At 63.8% G+C, this 3,241-nt stretch carries 2 protein-coding genes; one reads left to right on the top strand and one right to left on the bottom strand.

Going from position 1 to position 3,241, the window contains the following annotated elements:
• Positions 1 to 616, bottom strand: a 616-nt coding sequence (locus IEY31_RS18400; RefSeq protein WP_188974407.1) for a HepT-like ribonuclease domain-containing protein, incomplete at its 3' end; no start/stop codon positions are given.
• Positions 617 to 1,025: 409 nt separating this feature from the next.
• Here IEY31_RS18400 and IEY31_RS18865 point away from each other — a divergent pair.
• Positions 1,026 to 2,996 carry an RCC1 domain-containing protein gene (locus IEY31_RS18865; RefSeq protein ID WP_229723774.1) on the top strand — a complete coding sequence of 657 codons (1,971 nt, stop codon included), beginning with the start codon at positions 1,026 to 1,028 and terminating at the stop codon, positions 2,994 to 2,996.
• Positions 2,997 to 3,241: the final 245 nt, after the last annotated feature.

The following is a 3,241-nucleotide window of genomic DNA, read 5'->3' as shown; positions in this document are numbered from 1 at the left end:
TTCGCCGCCCGCTATCATTCCGCTTAGAAGTGCTTGACCACTGGTCCGGAGTTATGGGTTCACTCCAAACATCCCGCAAGCCACAGAGCGCCTTGAAAGGGATGGCGTCATACTCGGAGCGTAAGTGGTCTGGAATGGTTCGGGCCGCCTCTCCTAACACTGTCATCTGCCAGCGAATAGCATCTGCGACTGCGCCGGTGGGGTCTTTGCAGAATGAATCCCTGTCCAAAGCGTCTGCATACTCTTCAAGTCGGTCAATGGCCTCCAGCATGTCTGCCAGGCGGGTTCCGAAGACGGGTGGGCCACCACCCATCCCAGCCAGTTGGAGCCCGTGAGTGGGATCAATAAATGCGACTCCACCTGTCGTGCCGAAGGCATCCGCAAATAACTCTTCCGCAGTTTCCCCATACAGCTCTGCAATATCGGCCTCATCCTGCGCGATCTCCAGCAAGGTGATGGAATGGCCTGCCTGATAGTCCAGGTTCAGGACGATCCTGTCCGCCAGTTCCAGATCAGGACGCAGCACCGACTTCATCAAGATCCGCCCTATGTGGCGTTCTTCCATGAGCGCCGCAAGTTGCAGTCTGTACTTTTGAATGTCGTCGTAATCCCGCATCTGACCACGCAGCGTAACTCGGCTCGTAGGTCGATAGGGTTGAGGTGGCTGATTGGGATCTAGACCCTCATGCGAGACTGTCAGATAATCCTGAAATCAACCCTAATCTGACGCTTTTCAGCCCCTAATCTGATGCGAAGTTGGGGTATACCCTAATCTGGCATCCGAGCCTTGCTTGTCCTCCCTTGGCGAGGCGTCTCCTCTCAATCACCTTTGTTGTGAGAGTTTTGTGACCCTCATCTTGAGATCGTGCTCACACAAGGTCAGATTGATGTGAATCGGCCAGCCTTGGGCCCTCTCCCGCGATCCACCTGAGCTTTCCGCCGTCCCTGACCGCCAGCCACCCTGGCCTTGCGTCCCAGTGGTCTTCCCCCATTCATTCCAGAGCCCCCTCTGGACAGGAGCTGTCATGCGTCGTCCCACTGGTCTGCTGGTTCTCACCACCCTCGGTCTCGTCCTCGCCTCCTGCGGTCAGCAGGCCCCTCAGCCCGCTCCAACTCCCACCAGCGGCAACATGGTGACCCTGACCCTGGCCTCCCCCCTCGCCGCCTTCAAGACCCAGGGCCTCCCCACCGGCCCCGACGGCCGCAGCACCGTCACCCACCTCAAAATCAAGGTCAAGAACGCCCAGGGCACCTACGTCCAGTTCAACGGCCAGAACGTCTACCAGCAGAACGGTGCCCAGACTTTCCTGACGCTGAGCAGCACCCAGCCCAACGCCACCGTCGTCCTGCCCCGCGGCACCTACACCTTCGAGAACATCGGCAAGGACAACGTCGAGGGCACCTTCCTCGCCTACGGCACCAACGACGGCGTCGACCTGACCCAGGGCAGCAGCACGATCAACCTCCAACTGCACGCCCTCGCCAGCGAGGGCACCACCACGTTCGCCGACAAGTTCAAGTGGAAGAGCGTCGCCACCCAGGAGACCCTGGACTTACGCCTGAACGTCCTCAATGCCCAGGGCACCGTCGTGCCTACCGGCGACTACAGCGGTATCGACTATCAGGTGGTGGACGCCCAGGGCACGCCCCTGAACGGGGTGGCCGAGGTGCTGGCTGGCAGCAGCAAGCTGGGGGCTCGCGTCAAGGTCATCGGCACGACCAGTACCAGCGCGTTGTTCATCAAGGCCACCACCCAGGCGTGGCAGGCCACCGGCGCGGAAACTGCCGCGCCCACCACGTTCAGCAAGACGTTCAGCATTGCCTTCGACAAGACCGGTTTGAGCCTGGACACCCAGGCCCCCCAGGTGACCCTGAACGCTGTGGGCACCGTCACCGCTGGACAGGACATCACGCTCGCTGGCACCGCCAGCGACGACGGCGACCTGATGGCCATCCGGGTGTTCGACGGCAGCATGCTGATCGGCAGCACCGACGCTGCCGAGTGGGGGCAGAACGGGGTGGCCGAGGTGATGTTCACTCCCGGTTCCGGACAGTGGTCCCTGAACTGGACGCCCACCACCAGTGGCGCGGCGGACCTGCTGGTCATCGCGGCCGATAAGGCGGGCAACGAAGGCCGCGCTCAGGCCCAGAAGGCCCTGCAGTTCCTCAAGAGCTTCGGTGCCACGAGCTTCGTGCACAGCGTGGCCATCAAGCAGGACGGCACTGTCATCGCCTGGGGCAGCAACGGCAATGGTCAGACGGACGTGCCTGCTGGCCTGACGAACGTCGTCGCCACCTCTACTGGCTGGAACCACAGCCTGGCGCTGAAGCAGGACGGCACCGTCGTGGCCTGGGGCCAGGGCAGCCAGGGGCAGACGACCATCCCCACCGGGCTAACGGACGTCGTCGCCATCGCGGGTGGCGCCAACCACAGCCTCGCGCTGAAAGCCGACGGTACCGTCGTGGCCTGGGGCAACGGCGCCCAGGGGCAGACGGCCATCCCCGCCGGGCTGACGGACGTCGTCGCCATCTCGGCTGGTACCGAACACAGCCTGGCGCTGAAGCAGGACGGCACCGTCGTGGTCTGGGGCAGCAACGGCTATGGGAATCTGAACATCCCCACCGGGCTGACGGACGTCGTCGGCATCGCGGCTGGGCACCTGCACAGCCTTGCGCTGAAGGCCGATGGTACCGTCGTGGCCTGGGGCTACAACGGTCTGGGGCAGACGACCATCCCTGCTGGGCTGACGGACGTCGTGGCCATCTCCGCCGGCATCTTCCATAGTCTCGCGCTGAAGGCCGACGGCACCGTCGTCGGCTGGGGCGACAACGACGACGGGCAGCTGAATATGCCCGTTGGCCTGACGGACGTCGTGGCCATCGCGGCTGGGTACCTGCACAGCCTCGCGCTGAAGGCCGACGGCACCGTCGTGGCCTGGGGCAATGACGCCCATGGGAATCTGGACGTGCCCACCGGGCCGTACCTGATCCCCTGAGCCCACCCACCGGCACGTTGAGGGGAAGTCGGTCCAGCACCGACTTCCCCTTCTGTCTTCTGTTCCCCTGGAGTTCCTGATGACCCGATTCCTTTTGCCGTTGCTCGCTCCCCTGGTCCTCGGCAGCGCGCTCGCCGCCCCCGTCGTGGTGGGGGGCAGTGTCGGTGTGCCCCGCGCCGGTGTGGTGCCCGCCACCCTCACCCTCAGCACGCCCCTTGTCACATCGCCGCAGGCCGAACTCTGGG

It is taken from the genome of Deinococcus aerolatus (assembly GCF_014647055.1).
GTDB lineage: Bacteria > Deinococcota > Deinococci > Deinococcales > Deinococcaceae > Deinococcus > Deinococcus aerolatus.
This window is presented reverse-complemented; position numbering and strand designations above follow the sequence as displayed.